This window comes from Streptomyces anulatus, from assembly GCF_014650675.1.
In the GTDB taxonomy this organism is placed as follows: Bacteria; Actinomycetota; Actinomycetes; order Streptomycetales; family Streptomycetaceae; genus Streptomyces; species Streptomyces anulatus.
The window spans coordinates 48,198-66,599 of the sequence record NZ_BMVK01000013.1; the positions used below are offsets into that span (position 1 = coordinate 48,198).

15 protein-coding genes and 1 pseudogene are annotated in these 18,402 nt (G+C 70.7%); 9 read left to right on the top strand and 7 right to left on the bottom strand.

Going from position 1 to position 18,402, the window contains the following annotated elements; all coding sequences use genetic code 11:
- Positions 1–33: 33 nt before the first annotated feature.
- Both IE272_RS27460 and IE272_RS27465 read right to left on the bottom strand, forming a co-directional pair.
- On the bottom strand, positions 34–2,640 hold the full coding sequence (locus IE272_RS27460; RefSeq protein WP_190008507.1) for an ABC transporter permease: 2,607 nt from the start codon (positions 2,638–2,640) through the stop codon (positions 34–36).
- Complete coding sequence (locus IE272_RS27465) at positions 2,634–3,437, bottom strand: ABC transporter ATP-binding protein (RefSeq protein WP_050362530.1); 804 nt, start codon at positions 3,435–3,437, stop codon at positions 2,634–2,636. Before IE272_RS27465 ends, IE272_RS27460 begins: the two co-directional genes overlap by 7 nt.
- Positions 3,438–3,571: 134 nt before the next feature.
- On the opposite strand from IE272_RS27465, the gene IE272_RS27470 reads away from it, so the two are divergent.
- From IE272_RS27470 to IE272_RS27490, 5 genes are all read left to right on the top strand, one after another.
- Positions 3,572–5,014, top strand: coding sequence for a sensor histidine kinase (locus tag IE272_RS27470; protein WP_229897752.1), 1,443 nt, complete (start codon positions 3,572–3,574; stop codon positions 5,012–5,014).
- Positions 5,014–5,658, top strand: coding sequence for a LuxR C-terminal-related transcriptional regulator (locus tag IE272_RS27475; protein ID WP_057664930.1), 645 nt, complete (start codon positions 5,014–5,016; stop codon positions 5,656–5,658). The genes IE272_RS27470 and IE272_RS27475 overlap by 1 nt, the downstream gene beginning before the upstream one ends.
- 175 nt (positions 5,659–5,833) lie before the next feature.
- A complete protein-coding gene (locus tag IE272_RS27480; RefSeq protein ID WP_056701594.1) occupies positions 5,834–6,778 on the top strand; it encodes an ABC transporter ATP-binding protein in 945 nt (314 codons plus the stop codon).
- Complete coding sequence (locus IE272_RS27485; RefSeq protein WP_057664927.1) at positions 6,775–7,749, top strand: ABC-2 membrane transporter-related protein; 975 nt, start codon at positions 6,775–6,777, stop codon at positions 7,747–7,749. Before IE272_RS27480 ends, IE272_RS27485 begins: the two co-directional genes overlap by 4 nt.
- 45 nt (positions 7,750–7,794) lie before the next feature.
- Positions 7,795–8,199: a GntR family transcriptional regulator gene (locus tag IE272_RS27490; protein ID WP_050362526.1), complete on the top strand. Its 405-nt coding sequence runs from the start codon at positions 7,795–7,797 to the stop codon at positions 8,197–8,199.
- A 39-nt stretch (positions 8,200–8,238) separates the two neighbouring features.
- Here IE272_RS27490 and IE272_RS27495 read toward each other — a convergent pair whose 3' ends face one another.
- Complete coding sequence (locus tag IE272_RS27495; protein ID WP_190008509.1) at positions 8,239–10,356, bottom strand: serine/threonine-protein kinase; 2,118 nt, start codon at positions 10,354–10,356, stop codon at positions 8,239–8,241.
- Between the two features lie 119 nt (positions 10,357–10,475).
- On the bottom strand, positions 10,476–11,282 hold the full coding sequence (locus tag IE272_RS27500) for a thioesterase II family protein (RefSeq protein WP_050362523.1): 807 nt from the start codon (positions 11,280–11,282) through the stop codon (positions 10,476–10,478).
- A 261-nt stretch (positions 11,283–11,543) separates the two neighbouring features.
- On the opposite strand from IE272_RS27500, the gene IE272_RS27505 reads away from it, so the two are divergent.
- Complete coding sequence (locus IE272_RS27505) at positions 11,544–12,839, top strand: sensor histidine kinase (RefSeq protein ID WP_190008511.1); 1,296 nt, start codon at positions 11,544–11,546, stop codon at positions 12,837–12,839.
- A 38-nt stretch (positions 12,840–12,877) separates the two neighbouring features.
- Here the strand turns inward: IE272_RS27505 and IE272_RS27510 are convergent, their stop codons facing one another.
- The gene (locus tag IE272_RS27510; protein WP_190008513.1) at positions 12,878–13,948 is read right to left on the bottom strand and encodes a hypothetical protein; all 1,071 of its coding nucleotides are present in this window, start codon (positions 13,946–13,948) and stop codon (positions 12,878–12,880) included.
- Between the two features lie 228 nt (positions 13,949–14,176).
- On the opposite strand from IE272_RS27510, the gene IE272_RS27515 reads away from it, so the two are divergent.
- On the top strand, positions 14,177–14,827 hold the full coding sequence (locus IE272_RS27515; RefSeq protein ID WP_056702662.1) for a response regulator: 651 nt from the start codon (positions 14,177–14,179) through the stop codon (positions 14,825–14,827).
- A 93-nt stretch (positions 14,828–14,920) separates the two neighbouring features.
- Here the strand turns inward: IE272_RS27515 and IE272_RS27520 are convergent, their stop codons facing one another.
- The gene (locus IE272_RS27520; protein WP_190008517.1) at positions 14,921–15,532 is read right to left on the bottom strand and encodes a TetR/AcrR family transcriptional regulator; all 612 of its coding nucleotides are present in this window, start codon (positions 15,530–15,532) and stop codon (positions 14,921–14,923) included.
- An 84-nt stretch (positions 15,533–15,616) separates the two neighbouring features.
- Between IE272_RS27520 and IE272_RS27525 the strand changes: the two genes are divergently transcribed.
- Complete coding sequence (locus tag IE272_RS27525; RefSeq protein WP_190008519.1) at positions 15,617–16,060, top strand: DUF4345 domain-containing protein; 444 nt, start codon at positions 15,617–15,619, stop codon at positions 16,058–16,060.
- Between the two features lie 293 nt (positions 16,061–16,353).
- Here the strand turns inward: IE272_RS27525 and IE272_RS27530 are convergent.
- Positions 16,354–16,518: pseudogene (locus IE272_RS27530) on the bottom strand (HNH endonuclease); the annotation flags it as partial.
- A gap of 48 nt (positions 16,519–16,566) precedes the next feature.
- Between IE272_RS27530 and IE272_RS27535 the strand changes: the two are divergent.
- The gene (locus tag IE272_RS27535; protein WP_190008523.1) at positions 16,567–18,399 is read left to right on the top strand and encodes an ATP-dependent nuclease; all 1,833 of its coding nucleotides are present in this window, start codon (positions 16,567–16,569) and stop codon (positions 18,397–18,399) included.
- Positions 18,400–18,402 lie beyond the last annotated feature (3 nt).

Sequence of the window (18,402 nt, forward strand, 5' to 3'; positions counted from 1 at the left end):
CTGATCCCGGGGCCGGTGAACAGCCGACGACGACTACTCCCGGGCGCCCGCGAGTTCGACCGGCCGGGTCCGCAGGGCGAGCGAGGCGGGCAGGACGGCGGAGACGGCGGCCAGGAGCGCGGCGGCCGCGACGACGAGGCCGAGCGTTCCCCACGGCACCACGACGGCGGACATGACGCCCAGCAGCACCAGCGCACCCCACACCACCAGCAGGTTCACCGCCGCGACCACGCCCCCGAGGACGGCGCCCACCCCGACCGCCACCACCGCCTCGGCCGCGACGAGCCGCAGGACCTGGGGGGCGGTGGCTCCGGCGAGACGGAGCACGGCGAGATCGCGGACCCGGTCGGAGGTGGCCATGACCAAGGTGTTGGCCAGGGCCGTCGCCGTACAGAGAAGAGCGATGCCGAGGATCATCCGGAGCCCGGTCCTGGTCTGGTCGTTCGTCCCCGGGCCGGTCGCGGCCAGCCACTCCGCACGGGTCGTCACCCGCGTACCGGTGGCCGCCCCGGCGGACTGCAGCGCGGCGGCGACGGCACGCCGGTCGGCACCCTCGGCGACCTTGACGTCGATCCGGTCGACGCCCGCGCCCCCGGCGTTGCGCCGGGTGACGTAGACGCCGTTGTCGCCGGTTCCGGTGGCCAGGACGGCGGCGATCCGCAGCGAGGCCTTACGGCCGTCGCCCAGCCAGACGGTGACCCGGTCGCCGACCCGCGTGGTCAGCCACTCCTCGTTGACGACGATCGCGCCGTCGTCGAGGTCGGAGAGCCGGCCGGCCGTCACGGGCAGCTCCGACACGGCGGCCAGCCGGGCGGGGTCGACCGCGCGCGCCTCCGAGGTCACGAGGGCCGTGTCCTCTTCGAGGACGGTGACGGCCGTGGACCGCGAGACGCTGACCACGGCCCCCTCGACGGCCCGCGCCCGCTCCACGAAGGCGGGCGCCATCGGCCGGCCCTCCTGCCCCGACGTCACCACGAAATCGGCGGTCGTGGCGGTGCGCGCCTCGGCGGCCCTGGCCTCCTCCAGGGTGGCGACGGTGCCCGTCAGGGTGGCGGCGAGGGCGACGGTGATGAGGACGGGCGCGGCGACGGCCGCGGTCCTGCGCACCCCGGCGGCGGTGTTCTCCCGGACGAGTACGCCGGTGGCGCCGGGCAGCCGCGCGGGCAGCCAGGTCAGCAGCCGGCCGACGGGGCGCACCAGGACGGGGGCCAGGAGCGCGAAGCCGACGACGAGGAGCATGGGCCGGGTGATGTAGGACTTGCGGCCCAGGAGATCGCCGGGGTCGACGGCCAACGCCAGTGCGGGCAGGCCCAGTCCGGCGAGCAAGACCAGGACGGCGGCCGCCCAGCGGCTCGCCGGCATGACGCGGCTGTCGACGGCCGCCTCGCGCAGCGCCTCGGTCGGGGCGGTCCGCCCGGCCCGGTGGCAGGAGACGAGCGCCCCGGCCGTGGCGACGAACACTCCGGTCCAGAAGGCGGTGTGCAGCGGCCAGGAGGCGTCGCCGAGGGCGAACCAGGGCGGTGCGAGGCCCGCTCCGGTCATCCGGCCGACGAGCAGGGGCGCGCCCCCGGCTCCGAGCCACACGCCCGCGGCCGATGCGAGGACGCCGACGAGGACCGCTTCGGCGCACACCGTACGGCGGATCTGGCCGGGCGTCGCTCCGGCCGTGCGCAACAGGCCGAACTCCCGCCGCCGTTGGGCCACGGCGAAGGAGAACGTCGAGGCGACGACGGCGGCGGAGACGAACAGGGTGATGCCCGCGGCGGTGCCGAGCAGTGCGTTGACGGAGACCAGGGCCCGGGCGTCGCGGTCGGGGTCGGGGTCGGCGCGGCGGCGGTCGTGGCCGGTGAGGACGTCCATGCCGCTGTCCGGCCCGAGCGCCCTGCGTACGGCGGTGGCGTCGGCGTGCACGACGAGGGCGTCGATGTCCGGGGAGATCCGGGCGGCCTCGTCGTCGGTGAAGAAGACGGCGTCCTCGAAGCCCCGGCCGGCCACGGTGCCGACGACGGTCCGGGGGGCGTTCCCGGCCGGGGTGCGGACCAGGACACGGTCACCGGTACGGAGCGGGGCGCCGCCGGGCCGGGTGGTGACGACGACCTCGCCGGGGGCGGCGGGGGCCCGGCCCGAGGTGAGGCGGTACGGGGCCGCGGCGGCGACCGGCCACGGGTGCCCGACCCGGGCCTCGGCGTCCTGGCCGGGACGGGACTTCCCGGCGTCGGCGCCGGTACGGGCGGCCGTGACATCGGGGCCGGTGCGCGGCTGCTTCGCGTCCGCGCCGGAACGAGCAGCCTTCGTGTCCGCACCGGTACGAGCAGCCGTGACGTCCGCCGGGAACGTCCGGTCCTCCACCGTGCGGCCGAGGGCGGCCAGCCGGTCGGCGGTCCGCGGGCCGACCGGTCCGGGGTGGTCGAGCGGCTTGGTCCGGGTCCCGGTCGGGGTGTCGACCCGGAGGTGATCGGCGGCCCGGACGACGACGGGAGCGGCGGCGAACCGTTCGGGTCCCCGCTCCGGGGCGTCGAACGTCGCGGCGAGGGCGAGTCCGGTGGCCGCGATCAGGCCCGCTCCCAGGGCCAGGGCGACGAACGAACCGACGAAGGTGATCCAGCGCGTGCGCATCCCGCTCAGTGCCAGCATCAGCACGGGACCACCGCCGGGGAGGCGGAGAGGGCCGACGGGGCTGTCGGGGAAGCCGGGGCCGCGCCCGCCGCCATGCGGGCGGCGACCCGCTCCGCCGTGGGCGCGTCCAGCTCGTCCCTGATGCGGCCGTCGGCGAGGAAGACGACCCGGTCGGCGAAGGAGGCGGCGACCGGGTCGTGGGTCACCATGATCACGGTGCGCCCCTCGTCGGTCATCGCGCGGAGCAGGCCGAGCACCACGCGCCCGGCGGTGGAGTCCAGGGCCCCGGTCGGTTCGTCGCCGAAGAGCACCTCGGGCCGGGTCACCAGGGCGCGGGCGATGGCCACCCGCTGCTGCTGGCCGCCGGAGAGCTCGCCGGGCCGGTGGCCGGCCCGGCCGCGCAGGCCGACCTGGTCCAGCGCGTGGAGGACCTCGGCCTTGCGCGGCCGTCGGCCGGCGAGCCTCAGGGGCAGGGCCACGTTCTGCGCTGCGGTCAGGGAGGGCAGCAGGTTGAACGCCTGGAAGACGAAGCCGATCCGCCCCCGGCGCAGCCGGGTCAGCCGGGCCTCGCTCAGCCCGGTCAGATCGGTGTCGCCCAGCAGCACCCGGCCGCCGGTCGGCCGGTCCAGGCCCGCGACGCAGTGCAGGAGCGTCGACTTGCCGGAGCCGGAGGGCCCCATGACAGCGGTGAACGTGCCGCGGCGAATGGTCAGGCTGACGTCGTCGAGCGCTTTCACCGTGCTGCCGTCGCGGCCGTAGGAACGGGTCACGGACCGGAGCCGAACGGCCGGTACCTGGTCGGTGCTTGCTGCTGGATTCATGGGGTCCACTCAACCGGCGGCGCTCGCCCGGCACATCGCAGCGAGAGGGGGCTCCCATGGTGGAGCCAGCTCCACCATGGGAGGGGCAGAGAACGGGGTGGCCGCCCGGGGAACCGTCTCGTAGCGTGCCCGGCATGCTCTCCCCCAGCCCGCCGTCTCCGTCGCCGGAACCCGGACCGCCCACGTCCCCGAAGCCCGGTCCGACCGCGTCCTCCGGGCCCCGGCCGGCCCCGCCCCGGGCCGACCCCGGCGTCCGGGCCGCCCCCGGGTCACTCCCCCGGACGCTGTCCCGTCGGCTCCTCGGCGGCCGGCCGTGGCGTGCCGCGCTCTACCTCCTGACCAGCGTGCCCCTCGGCGTCGCGACGCTGGTGGCGCTGCTCCTGCTGGCTGTCGTGGGCAGCGCGCTGACCGTCCTCGTCATCGGGGTGCCGCTGCTGCTGACGCTCGTCCTCGCCGGGATTCCGCTGGCCGCGCTGGAGCGGCGCAGGCTCCGGCTGATCGACCCGGTGCCCCTCCTCGACCCGCACCGCGAACCGCCCGAGCCGGGCCTGACGTCCTGGCTGCGGACCCGGCTCCAGGAGCGGTGCACCTGGCGGGAGTTGGCGTACTCGCTGCTCTTCGCGTTCGTCCTGTGGCCGCTGGAGGCGCTGGCCGTCGGCAGCGTACTGCTGGTGTGCGGCGGGCTGATCGGGACCCCGGTGATGATGGCGGCGGGCGGGGACGGGGAGGCGCGCGTCCTGAAGCTCTGGCTCGCCGACTCCTGGCCGGAGGCGTTCGCGGTCCTGCTGGCGGGGGTGGTGCTGCTGCCGTTGCTGACCTGGCCGCTGGGGGTGGTGGCCCGGGGCCGGGCCGTACTGACCCGGGCGCTGCTCTCCCCGCCGGACTCCGCGCTCGACTCCCGGATCGCGGAGCTGGACCGGTCGCGGACGCGGCTGGTGGACGCGTTCGAGGCGGAACGCCGCCGTATCGAGCGCGATCTGCACGACGGGGCGCAGCAGCGGCTCGTGGCCCTCTCCATGACGCTGGGCCTCGCCCGGCTGGAGCGACCCGCCGAACCGCTGGGCGGGCTGCTGGACCGGGCGCACGAGGAGGCGTCGGTCGCGCTGGTGGAGATCCGCGAGCTGATCCACGGAATCCACCCCCACATCCTCACCGACCGGGGCCTGGAGGCCGCCGTCGAGGATCTGGCGGACCGCTCGCCGGTCCCGGTCGAGGTGCTCATGGCCGTACCGGGCCGGCTGCCCGAGGCCGTGGAGACCGCCGTCTACTTCGCGGTCAGCGAGGCGCTGACGAACGTGGCGAAGCACAGCGGGGCGAGCCGTGTGACGGTGACCGGCGTGACCGTACGGAAGTGGCTGACGGTGGAGGTCGAGGACGACGGGCGCGGGGGCGCGCGGCTGGGCGGGACGGCGGACGCCGAGGAGGACGAGCGCGGGAGCGGGGGCGGGACGGGCCTCCAGGGCGTCGCCGATCGGCTCTCGGTGCTGGGCGGCACCCTGCTACTGTCCAGTCCGCCCGGGGGGCCGACGGTGTTCCGGCTGGAGGTTCCCTGCCCGCCCGCGGATTCGAGGACCTGATGCTGCGCGTCGTACTGGCCGAGGACAGCGTGCTCCTGCGCGAGGGCCTGGTCGGCCTGCTGGAACGCTTCGGGCACCGGGTCCTCGCCTCGGTGGGCACCGCCGACGAGCTGACGGCCGCCGCCCTGGAGCACCGCCCGGACATCGTGGTGACCGACGTCCGGATGCCGCCCGGCTTCTCGGACGAGGGACTGCGGGCCGCGGTCGGGCTGCGCGAGAAGCTGCCGGGGCTGCCGGTGCTGGTGCTCAGCCAGTACGTCCAGCGCACCTACGCCGAGGATCTGCTGGACGCCTCGGACGGTACGGGGGTGGGCTACCTCCTCAAGGAGCGCATCGGCCACGTCGAGGAGTTCGCCGACGCACTGCGCCGGGTGTCCGAGGGCGCCACGGTGGTGGACCCCGAGGTCGTACGGCAGCTGATCCGGCGCCGCCGCGACCCGCTCGCCCGGCTCACCGCCCGTGAGGTGGAGGTGCTCGCGCTGATGGCGGAGGGCCGGTCCAACGCGTCCGTCGCCGAGGCCCTGCACGTCGGCGAGGGCACGGTCAGCAAGCACTTCGGGTCGATCCTCGCCAAGCTCGACCTCGACGTCTCGGACGCCACCAACCGCCGGGTGCTCGCGGTCCTGGCGTTCCTGCGCGGCTGAGCCCACCGCACCTCCCCCGGCATCCGCCGCCCCCGCACGTCACCTCCGGCGCGCCCCCGCACGCCCGCACGCCCACACCCCCGCACGCCACACCCGGCGACCTCCCCGGCTTGACAGTCATTCCCCCACGACTCCATGATTCCATTAATTGACTAATGGAATTGAGGTGAGGCGCGTGGCGGACACGGGCACTCCGAACGCGACGTCCGGCAGCTGGGCGCTGGAAGCCCGCGGCCTGGGCAAGCGCTACCGACGCGGCTGGGCGCTGCGCGACTGCTCCTTCCGGATCCCGGCCGGCCGCATCTGCGGTCTGGTCGGCCCGAACGGGGCGGGCAAGAGCACCCTGCTCAACCTGGCGACCCGGCAGGTGCAGCCGACGACCGGCGAACTGCGAATCTTCGGCGTGCCGGTCGACGACCCCGCCGTGATGCCCACCTTCGCGTTCCTCGGCCAGGAGAAGCCGCTGTTCAAGCGGTTCACCGTGGCCGACACCCTGCGCATGGGCGCCGAGCTGAACCCCGGCTGGGACGCGGCGGCGGCGACGCGCATCGTCCGCTCGGGCAACGTCCCGCTGCACGCGAGGGTCGGCACGCTCTCCGGCGGCCAGCGCACCCGCGTGGCCTTCGCGCTCGCCTTCGGCAAGCGGCCGGACCTGCTGCTCCTGGACGAGCCGATGTCGGACCTCGACCCGCTGGCCCGCGACGAGATGAGCACCCTGCTGATGGCGGAGGCCGTCGAACGCGGCACCACGGTGGTGATGTCCTCGCACATGCTCACCGAGCTGGAGGACATGTGCGACTACCTGCTGGTCGTCTCCGAGGGCCGGATCCGGATGGCCGGTGACGCCGACGCGCTGGTCCCGGCCCACGCACTGGTCACCGGGGTGGCCCGGGACGGCTCGCTGCCGCCCGAGCTGGCCGACCACACCGTCGTCGAAACCCGCCTCCAGGGGCGGCAGTTCCAGGCGATGATCCGGCCGAAGGCTCCGCTCCCGGCCGACTGGGAGAGCGCCGAGCCCTCCCTGGAGGAAGTCCTCCTCGCCCATCTCCGCTCCCCGGACGCGCCCTCGCTCTACACCCAGGGCGCCCGCGTCGAGGCCGAAGGGACCCAGGCCGCATGAGCACCACCCTCACCGAGAAGCCCGCCGAAACCGACTCCGGACGCCGCCTGTTGCGCGGGATGCCGTGGCTCGTCGTACGCCAGCACCGGGTCGCGCTGGTCTGCGTCCTCGGCCTCACGCTGGTGGGCGCGCTCCTGATCCTGTACGGGCGCAACGAGCTGGTCCAGCTGCTCGACGCGAAGGGCTGGCCGGACAAGGATGCCGGTCAGCCGATGGAGAACAACCGCGTTTACGAGTACGTCGGTTCCATCCTCGGCGGCCTCCCCCTGATCCTCGCCGTCTTCATCGGCGCCCCGCTGATCGCGGGCGACCAGGAGAACGGCACCGCGCAGCTCGTCACCACCCAGTCGGCGACCCGCCGCCAGTGGCTGATCGCCAAGCTGGTCCTGGCCTACACCCTCGCGCTGGTCTCCGGCGTGGTGCTCTCGGCGCTGTTCACCTGGTGGTGGAAGCCGTACCGCTCGGTCTTCCTCAGCGACTGGATCGACGGCGCCATCTTCGACAACACCGGGCCCGTCCTGCCCGCGTTCCTGCTCTTCCTCACCGCGGCGGGCATCACCATCGGCACCCTCATCCGCCGGGTGCTCCCGGCCATGGTGGTCACGTTCCTCTTCACGACGATCACCACCATGTTCGTCTGGGACGAGCTGCGCGTACGCCTCGGCGACACGCAGATCTTCACCTACCCGATGGACACCGAACTCCCGGCCCGCTACGCGGAGGCGTACGAGGTGGACCGCTGGGTCGGCAGCGCCGACGGGACCCTGTACGGCTGGGGCACCTGCGCCGAGGCGACCGAGAAGGCGCAGAACGCGTGCATCAAGGAGCACGGCATCGTCAATGACGTGATCGAATACCTCGACTACAGCCAGATGGCGCCGATGCAGTGGACCGCGGCAGGCATCCTGCTCGCCGGAACGGCCCTGCTCACGGCGTTCACCCTGTGGCGGGTCACCCGCCGCCCGGTGTGAACATCGACCTCTCCCCCCACATGAAGTGTCGCAATCGAGCGGAAGGTGAAGTCCGTGGTCGTGTTCCGCATCGACCGGCGCAGTGGAGTGGCGACCTATCTCCAGATCGTCCGGCAGGTCGAGCAGGCGCTGCGCATGGGCGCGCTGGAGGAGGGTGACCGGCTGCCCACCGCCGCCCAGGTCGCCGCGACCACCAAGGTCAACCCGAACACGACCCTGAAGGCCTACCGCGAACTGGAACGCATGGGGCTCGCCGAGGTGCGCCAGGGAGCGGGCACGTTCATCACCCGCTCCCTCGCCCAGCCCCAGTCCGGCCCCGGCTCACCGCTGCGTTCCGCGCTCGCCGAGTGGCTGGACCGGGCCCGCGCCGAGGGCCTCACCGGGCAGGACGTCACAGCTCTGTTCCACGCGGCGTTCGAGAACGCGTACCCGGGCGAGTCGCCGGACTGACCTCCCCGGCCTGACCGGTGCCGGCCTGACCGGTGCCGGTCAGGCGCGGTTGTAGCGGTAACCGCTGCCGTGGGCGGGGCCGACGTCGTGCTGGATGCCGGACCCGGCGACGGCGAAGAACGAGGGGTCGGTGTCGCGGCACATTCCGGTGGAGCGGGCCTGGTCCACCACGGCGGTGCCGACGTTGATCCGCTGCCCGCCGTCCGCCACGGACGTCAGCTTCGCCGTGTACTCGCAGTGCCCGGAGCCCTGTACGTCGGCGATGAGGGTGACCGCGCTCTGCCCCGGCGACACCCGGCGGACGACCACGGTGTGGGGCTGCAGGGCGTTGTACTGGGACGCGATGGACCAGGTCCCGACGAACTGCTGCGGCACCCGGCCGTCCGGGGCGGGATCCGGGTCCGGGGCGGGCGGCTTCGCGGCGCCCCCGGAGCCGCCCGACCCCGACGAACCCGCCCCGCCCTGATCGCCGCCACCGCCGGAGGGCGCCGCCCCCTCGTCCCCGGACGAACCCCCTCCGGAAGCGGAGCCGTCACCGCTGCCGGCGTCCTGCCCGCCCTCCGCATCGTCGCCGTTGCCGCCGTCCGCGCCCTGGCCCTTCTCCTTCCCCTTCTCCTTCTCGCCGTCCTTCGCGCCGTCCTTGTCGTCCGGGTCGTCGCTCTTCCCGGAGGGCGAGGCCGCAGGACCAGACGGGTCGTCACTGGCGGCGGGCGGCGCGACGGCCCCTCCGCCCCGGGCGTCGGCGGCGCCCCCGGGGTCGCGGTTGAGGAAGGCGGTCGTACCGCCGGCGGCCAGCACGGCGACGACGACGGCCGCGACGATCCAGGTACGGCGGCGGCTGCGCCTCGGCCGTACTCCGACCCCGGCCGACGCGGGCGGGACAGCGGGCGTCGGCCCGGGCTCGTCGCCCTTCGCCGATGCCGATGCCGATGCCGATGCCGGCGCCGGCCGCAGATCGACCGTGCCGAGGTCACGAGGGGCGGCAGCGGCCACCGGAACGGGAACGGAATCGGAAGCGGAATCGGCCGGGGGCTCCACACCCTTCGGTACGTCCGCGGCCTCCGGTACCTCCGCTACGCCCGCGGCCTCCGGTACGTCCGCTACATCCGCTACGTCCCCGACCTCCGGGCCGTCCAGATCGTCCTGCCCCGCCGCCGCATCCACTGCCTCCACTGCCTCCACCGCATCCGGCACCTCCGCGTCCGGCACCTCCGCGTCGAGCAGCAGTGCCGACTGCTGTGCCAGCCGGGCCAGGAGCACCGGCGGCAGCCAGGCGCCGTGCGGGGCGGCCGGGGGCATCAGGCCCTCCAACAGCACGTCCACACCCGGGCGTTCGGCGGCGCTCTTGGTCAGGCAGCGCTCGATCAGCTCGCGCAGGGGGGCGTCCGTCACCGCGGCGAGATCCGGCGGGGACTGGACGATCCGGAACATCACCGCGTGCTGGTTGCTCACACCCGCCCCGAACGGCAGGCGTCCGGTGGCCGCGTACATCAGCACACAGCCGAGCGAGAAGACGTCCGCCCCGGGCCCGGTCTCCTCGCCGAGGATCTGCTCGGGCGCCATGAAACCGGGCGAGCCGATGACCATGCCGGTGCTGGTCAGCAGGGACTCCACGGAGACCTGGAGCGCGCGGGCGATGCCGAAGTCGATGACCCGGGGGCCGTCGACGGTGAGCAGGACGTTGGACGGCTTCAGGTCCCGGTGGACGATCCCGGCGGCATGGATGCCGCGCAGCGCCCTCAACAGCCCCTCGGCCAGGGCGTGCACCGACTCGGCGGGCAGCGGACCGTGCACCCGGACGGCCTGTTCGAGGGAGGGGCCGGGCACATAGCCGGTGGCCACCCACGGCGGCTCGGCGTCCGCGTCCGCGTCGAGCACGGGGGCGGTGTAGCGCCCGCCGACCCGGCGGGCCGCCTCGATCTCCCGGCGGAACCGGGCCCGGAACTCCCCGTTCGCGATGTGCTCCTCGTGGACCACCTTCACGGCGACGGTGCGCCCGCCCGCCGAACGGGCCAGATACACCCGGCCCATCCCGCCCGCACCGAGCCGGCCGAGCAGGGGATACGGCCCGATCCGGGCCGGGTCACCGGCCGCGAGCGGACGTATGCCCTCCATCGCCGTGTACCGCCCGCTGTCCTTGCCCGTACCCTCGCCCATGCTGACCCGATCCCCCGATGGCCTTGTCCCTTGCGGTCGTTCGCGCCCGGCCGGAGCCGTGCGCGCCCGCCAAGGATAGGAGCCCCGGCAACCGGCCCTTCATGCGGATCCGGCCGGAGTCAGGGTCGGGGAAGGCGGGGGCCGTCGTCGGCGGGGTGCAGGCGGGCGAGGACCGACCGGAGCAGCGGCTCGTGCTGCTCGACCAGGTAGAAGTGGCCGCCGGGCAGGACGTCCAGCCGGAAGCCGCCTGGCGCGACGTCGGACCACGCCGACATGTCCTCCACCGAGGTGCCCGGGTCCTCGTCCCCGATGTACGCGTACACGGGGCAGCCGACCGGATCGGCGGGGCGCGGCCCGTAGGTCCCGACGATCGTGAAGTCGCCGCGGATGGCGGGCAGGATGATCTCCCGGAGGTCCGGGTCGCGGAGGACCGACTCGTCGGTGCCGCCGAGCCGGCGCACCTCCTCGATCAGCGCCTCGTCGCCCTGTTCGTGCAGGGCCCGCGGGGTCAGGCGGTGCGGCGGCCTGCGGCTCGACACATGCAGCGCCGCCGGGCCCCTCCCGTGCCGGTGCTCCAGGCGCAGCGCCACCTCGTAGGCGAGCGAGGCCCCCATGCTGTGGCCGAAGAGGGACAGCGGCACGTCGTGGAAGGGGAGGATCGCTTCGGTCACCCGGTCGGCCAGCTCGTCCATCGCCGTGATGCAGGGGTCGCCCAGCCGGTCCTGGCGTCCTGGATAGCGCGCGACCAGAAGCTCCGTACCGCTGTCGAACGCGGTGCCCCAGGAGTGGAAGAAGCCCGCCGAACCGCCCGCGTGCGGCAGGACCAGCAGCCTGCGGCGGACGCCCGCCGTCGCGGGGTAGCGACGCAGCCATCCGTCCGCGACGACGTTCGCTGACGGTGCGGTGCGGTGGGCGCCGACGTTCATCCGGTCATCCTTCGGGCTGTACGGCTCTGGGCGATGGAGAGTCGGTCGACGGGGAGTTGGGTGATGGGGTGCATCCGCGGCAGGGCGGTTGAGGCCTGCCGCGTTGAAGAATATCGCGTCGTGGACCGGCAGTTCGGGGTTCAGGCCGCCCCGGACCGACGTAAGGAAGGGGGAAGGCGAACAGGAAGGTGAACAGGAAGAGGAAGAAGAGGAAGAAGAGGAAGAAGAGGAAGAGGAAGGCGGGTACGTAGAATCCGGGCGATGGGGACGAACACGGGGACCCGCGCCCGAGGCCGCCTCCGGGAGCGTGCCGTCGGCCCGGTCTGCGCGGTCCTGGCGTTCTGCGTGGTGCCGGCCGGTCTGCTGGCGGGCCCGTCGGCCGGCTGGCGCGCGGCCCTGCCCATGACGGTCGCGTTGCTGGGCGTACTCGCCGTGGCCTCCCTGCACACCAGGGACCGGATCATCCCGGTGGCCGCCGCCTCGGTGGCCGTGAGCTCCGCCCTCGGCACCCTGTTCGGGGACCCCCCGACCCTGGAGACGGCGACCGGCGTGGCCACCCTGGTGGAGATCACGGGGCTTCTGCTGCTCGTCTGCCTGGTCGCCCGGTACGCCGGTACCCGGCAGGCCTTCGTGCTCTGCACCGTCCTAGGAGCCCTGGCGTCGACGGCGCTCCTGCGGCTCCAACTCCCCCCGACCGTGATGGAAGCAGCCGCGCAGAGCTCGTTCTTCGCGCTCGGCGCCATCGCCGCGGCCGCCACGGGCGGCGGGCTGCGCACCCTGGAGACACGAAGGATCCGGGCGGTGCACGAGGCCCGCCGCAACCAGCGCCTCCAACTGGCGGGCGACCTCCATGACTTCGTGGCCCACGACGTCTCGGGCATCGTCGTGCTGGCACAGGCGGCCCAGGTGATCGGCGCGGACCGTCCGGAGGAGGTTCTGCCGCTCCTCCGGCAGATCGAGGCCTCCGGCCTCCAGGCGCTCGGCTCCATGGACCGTACGGTCCACATGCTCAGGTCCTCCGACGGAACGGCCCCGGCCGGCCGGGACGCGACGGACGCGTCGCCGCCGGTGGCGTACGGCCTGGAGGACATCGTGGATGCGGTGGACCGGTTCCGCACGGCCGGCCGGGCCGAAGTGCGCCTGGACATGGACCGGTCGCCCGAGCTGATCGGCCGGATCCCCCGTGAAGTGGCGAGCACGGCCCACCGTGTGGTGGTGGAGGCGTTGACCAACATACGGCGGCACGCCGGCACCGCACCGTGGGTGACCGTGTCCGTGACACCAGGACCCGAGCGCCCGCAGCCGGTGCTCACCGTGTCCGTGACCAACGGCCCTCCCGCAGGCGGCGAGACGGCCGGCGGGCATCTCGGCGACCGTGAACGGCCCGGGGCCAGCGGCCTGAGAGAACTCGCCGAACGCGCCCGGGCGCTCGGGGGAACCGTGGAGTTCGGTGTTCACTGGGAGCGCGGGGAACACAAGAAGCACGGGGAACACGAGAAGCACGGGGAGCACGGGGAGCGCGGCTGGCGGGTCACCGCAGTCCTGCCCCTGGACTGAGCACATCGCATCGCCGCACCGATCCGTATCCGCTCGGCTCAGCCACGGGTGCAGCGCTTGCACACCCCGCGCCGCCGGAAGTAGTAGGCGAGCGTGGCGGCCGCCAGGGCGAATCCCCACACCGGCCAGATCATCTCCGGAACCGTGGCTCCCCAGTCGTCCTTCTGGTTGTCGAACGCTCCCTGGAAGTGCAGCCGGATGTACATGACCCCGGCGATCGTCACCAGGACGGAGACCAGCGTGGCCGGGACGACGGCCAGGCTCAACGGCACCCGCCGGCCCCTGAGGCCCACCATCCACCGGGGGAAGATCTCGCCCCAGCGCCGCACCAGGCCCAGGGTGAGCAGCGAGCCGAGCGCCCCCATGGTGGCGAGCGCGGCGCCCGCGATCCAGAGGTTGTCCTTCTTGCCCTCCTCCCACAGCTCCTCGGAGATGCCGAGCGGAATGCCCAGGGCCCAGGCCCACCGGGTGCTGGCGTACAGCAGGGGGACGACGACCGCCGTGTACACGGCCCGCCTGCCCCAGCGCGCCGCGGCCTCCGGCGAGGTCCAGCCCGCGCCCGCGTCGGTACGCCCGCAGCCGGTGCAGGCACCGGACGTGCGGCGTTGGTAGATGATCGCGGAGGCGACCAGGAGGCCGACCGCGACCACCGCGAACAGCTGGTTGATCACGGTCCAGTTGATCGCGCCGAACTTCAGCATGAAGACGTAGGCGAGATTGCCGAGGATGCGGAAATCGGCGAGCGTGCAGAACACCGCGGCAGCCGAGAACACGGAGGCGCCCACCAGCACCCGGGCGGGGATCCGCCGCTTGCCCGGGAGCGCGAGGAGGAGAGCGACCGCCGCGCTGCCCAGGAACCCGCCCGCGATCCACGGCGCCAGCCGGTCGCGGCCGACGTGCTCGAAGGCCGAGTACTCCGGGTTGGCGTCGTCGGCGCCGAACGGAAAACCGTCCCCGCCGAAGGCCCAGTAGACGTGGGCGAGCCCGTAGAGAAGAAGCGCGAGAAAGGCCAAGTAGCCAATCGCGCCGGTCCAGTTGAACCGCCCGCGCACCCGGCCCCGTACACCGCCCGCGGCCCGTGATGCCATGTGCTCGATCACCTGAGTCATGATGCTTCCTCCTTGGATCAAATCACTGATCAGCATTCCTGTCCGGTCCGTCCCGCACATCTACCGAACGGCAGATGCGCAGGACGGCAGACGTACGGGACGACAGACATACGGGACGGCAGACGTGCCCGACGGCAGACGTGCCCGACGACGGACACCGGGCGGCAGACATGGCGCGCGCACGGTCCTGGTGGCTGACCGGAGCGAACTCGAACTACCGTGCCGACCGTGACAGTTCGCATACTCCTCGCCGACGACCAGGAATCCGTACGCGTCGGATTCCGCCTCATCCTGGATGCCCAGCCCGACATGGAGGTGATCGGCGAGGCGTCCGACGGACAGCAGGCCGTCGAACTCGCCGCGAAGCTGAACCCGGACGTCGTGCTGGCCGACATCCGCATGCCGCGCCTGGACGGTCTGGAGGTCACCCGGCGGCTCGCCGGGCCCGATGCCGAGCATCCGATGCGCGTGGTGGTGGTGACGACCTTCGGACTCGACGAGTACGTCCACACCGCGCTGCGCAACGGCGCCTGCGGCTTCCTGCTGAAGCGCTCGGGCCCCACGCTGCTGGTGGAAGCGGTTCGCGCCGCGATGGCGGGCGACACACTGATCAGCCCCTCCCTCACCGTCGCCCTGCTGCAGCACCACCGCGACGCCGGCAGGCCCAGGCCCGTACAGCCGGTGGACGCGCTGACGGGCAGGGAGACGGAGGTCGCGCGCCTGGTCGCCAAGGGGATGACCAATGCGGAGATCGGGGCCGAGTTGTTCATCTCGGCCGGTACGGCCAAGACACACGTCGCCAACGTCCAGCGCAAGCTGAGCGTCCGCAATCGGGTCGGCATCGCCGCATGGATCTGGGGCAACGGCCTGGAGGAGTGACCCAGGCGGGAATCATCCCGAGAATGACGACAGCCGGGCAGGCGCCCCGCCCCACCCGCTCCACGCCGCCCGGTCCGCTCGGGCGCGCTCCCTCTACCGGGGCGGCCAGTCGGGTGCGGGGTCCATGGGGAGCAGCGGGCGCAGGGCCCCCACCGCGGCCCCGACGCAGGTGTCGCGCAGCTCGGTGCGCGTGCAGCTCTCACGGGTGAGCCAGTCCACGCACAGCACTTGCACGAACACCAGCCACGCCTTCAACACCGTGGAGACCGCCTCGCGCATGCGCTCGTCGGCGAGCGGGAGTACGCCGAGCAGGCGTGAGCGCAGGGCGTCGAGTTCATCCGTCATGATCGTCTGGATGACCGGGTCCCCCGCGAGCACCCGGTTCGCGGCCAGCACGGCATGACGGTTGGCGATGAAGTAGTCGAAGTGAGCGTCCAGGCCCTGGGTGAGCTGCTCGACGAGCGTGGCCTCCGGATCGAACCGGGTCGCCGCCAGCAGCCGGTCGGCCGCCTCCTGGTACACCGCCGCGAAGAGCGCGTGCTTGCTGGGGAAATGCCGGTAGAGCAGGGCACGGGACACCCCGGCTTCCTGGGCCACGTCCTCCATCAGGACGTCGTCGTACGGGGCGGCGGCGAAGAGGCGCGCACCGACGGCGAGCAGCTGGGCGCGGCGGTCGGCGGGGGTGAGGCGTCGGCGTGGAGGCACACCGGAAGACTACTTGACATGTGTCTACTAGCAGCACTTAGCTGTCTCTTAGTAGACACACGTCAACCAAGAGTGGGTGGAGTCATGGCCAGAGCACTCCGGATGTTCGCGTGGCTGATGGGCGTCGCCTGTGTGGCCATCGGCCTGTTCCATGTGATCGGCGGCAATGCCGCGATTCCCGGCGAGTCCGACGCGGGCGCGACCCTCGACAGCCTGGGCCGGTTCTTCGGCGCGATCTTCGTCGGCTACGGGCTGGTCTGGCTGTGGGCGGCCCGGCAGGACCCCGTCCCGGCACGCGTGGTGCGATGGCTCGCCGCGGTGTTCCTGCTCGGCGGCATCGGGCGGATCCTCTCCCTGGCCGTGCACGGCTGGCCGCACCCGTTCCAAGTGGCGCTGGCCCTGATCGAGTTGGCCTTCCCGCCGGTCTGGTTCTGGCTGGCGGATGCCGACGAGCGCGCTTCCAGGGATGCCGATGCCGCCCTCACCGGCACCCGAGCAACAGAAAACCCCAAGTCACGGGTTACATGACCTGGGGTTTGACTGAGCCGCCTTCGGGATTCGAACCCGAGACCTACGCATTACGAGTTGTCCGATCTTGCTCCACGGGCGTCCGTCGACGTCCTTCAGTACGACGAACTTCCTGGTCAGACAGCCTCATCGCCGCATATGGACGCGGACAGATGACTGCGGACGCACCGAGGATCGAGACCAAGACTGAGACCGCTTCGCCCCGAACAACTTGGGTGTGCCTTCTACCTCACAGCAGCAGTACGACTGTCCTCGTAGGCAGCATGGCCTTGCGAGTTGGCGTGCCGAATGGATCAGACGGCCGGTTCGTAGCAGACGATGGTGTCCTCACCCGGGCCATCCGCGTAGACCTTCAGCGCTTGGAGCTCGCGGTCGTCTACGGTGAGCCGCCAGCGGAGCTTGGTCGACACCCACTCCCCCACGTATCGGCACTCGGCGTCCGGGGACGGCGGCATCCAGGCATTTTGGATCAGATGATCAGGCGCTTGTGACTCGATGGGACACTCATGAGAATTCAGTCATTGAAAGTAGCGAACTTTCAAGGCATCAAAAGTATAGAAATCTCCGACGTGGGCAATCTGCCTCTCGTGACCCTATCCGGGAGAAACGGCTCCGGGAAGTCTACGATTTTTCTCGCAGCTAGCCTGGCTTGGGATTTGCCTGTTGACTTCAATCAGAGCAACATAGTCGGACCATGGGGCGAAGAAGCCGAGGTGTCGATAACAATCAGGCTGACCAATGAGGAGCGAGCCCTTCTCTATGAAACATTGGACGTGACAGATACTCCACCGTGCCCAGAGTTCATTACGCTAGGAACAGTGATACCGGCATTCGGCGAAGCGCGCTTTGCGAATGACACTGTATGGGCTGAAACCTTGCGATCAAAGAAATGCAGAACACTTAACCCCTTCTCCAAGATCTCGGTAATCCCAGCCGAGCGCACTATTAGCCGACGCGATATGAGCACCCTTGATCCGAACACACTCTCCCAGGAGTCGGCTGAACAGATTCGCACTAGCGCCATTGACTCGATGGTTAACCAATGGACCACCTTTAGCCTAGACAGCATTCCTGACTTCCTTGCCGCGCTCGACTACGCTGATCTGATAGACGAGCGCGAAGGTAATATCACCGATGGGCATGTATCTAAGTTTGATGAAATCTCCGACAGCTTCTTTCGAGCTACTGGGAAGAGGATAAAACGCCCCTCTTATACGCGGAGTGGCGGGTTCGCCATGTTCGTCGACGCACAGAACGGGAATCATCACGCACTGAGCGATCTATCGAGTGGCGAGCACGAGGCACTGGGCCTTATGTACATGGTTCGCAGGCTCGCCATGTCGGGTGGCATTCTTTTGGTAGACGAGCCAGAGCTGCATCTGCACCCCGCCTTGCAGACGACCATCCTAGAGATGATCGAAACGGGCAGCGATAGCTCACAACTCTGGCTATCGACCCATTCGCCCAATCTAATCAACTCTGCACCTGTCGACTCGCTGATCAGCATAGCTTCGGGTGGTGACGAAGGTAACCAAGCAACGAGGATCCAAGACAAGACATCCCGTTTGGAATTGCTTAACGACCTTGGAGTCACCCCTAGCGCATGGCTCCAACATGATCGAATCATCGTCGTGGAAGGGCCTACAGATAAAAGATATCTGGAGCTTATCTTTCCAGTCGAAACAGCGCGATCACTGATCTACATTGCAGGGAACAGGGACGGTGTCGATGCAACGGTTCGGACGCTTTCTGCTGGCGAGCAGCTTCTTCCGTGGTTGGCGATTCGTGACCTAGACCTGATAAATGCAGGAAAGATGGCTACTGGCCGAGAAGGTTTCACTTGGAGTAGAAGAACGTTCGAAAACATATTTTTGGACGGCGAGCTAATCAGCCGCACAATATGCAACGCAGCAGGAAGCATTACAGCCGCAGAGACCGAAGCAGCATTGTCGCATCTAGCCGCATCCGAAAAAGAATCGGTGCGGGCTCTACTCGTGGAAGAGAAGGTCAAATCTGCCGTTCCAGGAACTCGCCCACCGAATCCCAATGACTACGAATCTGCGTTGCGGCACCAGGTAGAGCTACTAAATGCACGAATCGCCAGGATCGAGGATTTTGAAACGGAGGTAGATGACTACATTGAAGACAATTGGGAGAGAGATTGGAAAAAGTTGGTTCAGGGGAAGCGAGTACTTTCCGGCTTTGTCTCCAAGACCCCATTCAGCGGCATGGCTAATTTCATGAATGCAGTATGTAAGACGCTTAGGGAGAGCCCTGAGCTTATGCCTCTCGACTTGCAGGAGGTTCAAGGACTGCTGATTCATTCGCTTGAAAGTTGAATG